Below are 420 nucleotides of genomic sequence, written 5' to 3'. Positions count from 1 at the left end.
CGCGCCGCCGCCGGACGGCGAAGCCGTAGCCGCGGCTGCCGCCTGGCTCGCCGCCTGCCGCCACCACCTGCGGCTGCGGGCGGGCATCGGCCCGGCCAGCCTGTGCCTGCGCCCGGCGCGGCTCGACCTGACCCCCACCCATGTCGACGTCTGGCTGGCGCTGGACGAGCTCGACCTGCGCGTGCGCCGCGCGGGGCTCGACCTCGACCCCGGCTGGGTGCCCTGGTTCGGGCGGGTGGTGTGCTTCCACTACGCGCCGAGGCCACGATGAAGCGCCCGGAAGACTCCGCCCTGCCACCGCCGGCCCTCGCCGCCGCGGCCACCCCGGCACCGGCGCTCGCCGACATCGGCTTCGCCTGCCTCGGCGAGGGCGGCAGCCCGGGCCAGGGCGCCGAGGCGGACTGGCTGCTGGGCCGGCGC

Annotated in this window: 1 pseudogene; it reads left to right on the top strand. The window is 79.5% G+C overall.

From position 1 onward, the window contains the following. Positions 1 to 271: pseudogene (locus C667_RS23970) on the top strand (hypothetical protein); the annotation flags it as partial. Positions 272 to 420: the final 149 nt, after the last annotated feature.

The organism is Thauera phenylacetica B4P (genome assembly GCF_000310225.1).
GTDB classification, from domain to species: Bacteria; Pseudomonadota; Gammaproteobacteria; order Burkholderiales; family Rhodocyclaceae; genus Thauera; species Thauera phenylacetica.
The sequence above is the reverse complement of the archived record's forward strand: the minus strand, read 5'-3'. Positions and strand labels throughout refer to the sequence as shown.